We start from the raw sequence: 971 nt of genomic DNA, 5'->3' as shown, positions 1-971 counted from the left end.
TGATCGGCCAGTTGAGCCACGAAGGCGCCCGCAAGCAAACCGTGCGCAACGCCAATGAACTGCGCGGCCGGATGATCCACCTCTTGCCGGTCATCGATGCGCTGGACGACGCGCTGTGGGCGCTGGAGCGACGCACGCCCGAGCTGCTAGCCAGCATCAAGCCCTTGTTGCAAAAGGCTTGCGACTGGCTCGAAAGCACTGCCGATGGGCCGCAGGTGGAGCAATGGCAGCAGCTGCACCGCGATCTGCAGAGCCTGCAGCCGGACTCCGCGCAACTGGACGATCGCGATCAACTGCTGCTTTCCAATACACTGTTCAGGCTGGGTGAATGGATCGACCTGTGGCTGGATTGCCGTACCCTGCAATACGCGATCAAGACCGACGACCAGTCACAGTGGCGCGCGGTCTACCGCCACTGGCGCCTGGGCCGCCTGACGCCGTTTCTCGACCGCGGTCTGATGCTCTATTCGGTGACTTCGACGGTACTGGCGATCATCGCCGCGTCGGTATTGTGGATTCTGCTCGGCTGGAAAGACGGCGCAAGCGCCGTGGCACTGGCAGCGGTGTCGTGCAGTTTCTTCGCCGCCATGGACGACCCTGCTCCGCAAATCTACCGGTTCTTCTTCTGGACCCTGCTCTCGGTGGTGTTCGCCAGCCTGTACCTGTTTGTGGTGCTGCCCAACCTGCATGACTTCCCGATGCTGGTGCTGGCCTTTGCCGTGCCGTTCATATGCGTCGGGACCCTGACCGTGCAGCCGCGCTTCTTTCTCGGCACGCTGCTGACCATCGTCAACACGTCGTCGTTCATCAGTATCCAGAGCGCTTATGACGCGGACTTCATGAACTTCCTCAACTCCAACCTGGCGGGTCCTGCCGGGCTGTTGTTCGCCTTCATCTGGACCCTGGTGTTCCGCCCGTTCGGCGTCGAACTGGCCGTCAAGCGTCTGACCCGTTTCAGCTGGCGTGACATC

1 protein-coding gene is annotated in these 971 nt (G+C 61.9%); it reads left to right on the top strand.

All coding sequences use genetic code 11. The annotated features are described in order from the left end of the window. The coding region (locus GE543_RS27425; protein ID WP_256664757.1) for an FUSC family protein at positions 1–971 on the top strand (971 nt) is incomplete at both ends.

Source organism: Pseudomonas sp. SZ57 (assembly GCF_009495975.1).
GTDB classification, from domain to species: Bacteria; Pseudomonadota; Gammaproteobacteria; order Pseudomonadales; family Pseudomonadaceae; genus Aquipseudomonas; species Aquipseudomonas syringae.
Note: the sequence above shows the minus strand (reverse complement) of the source record. Positions and strands in the feature narration are given on the sequence as shown.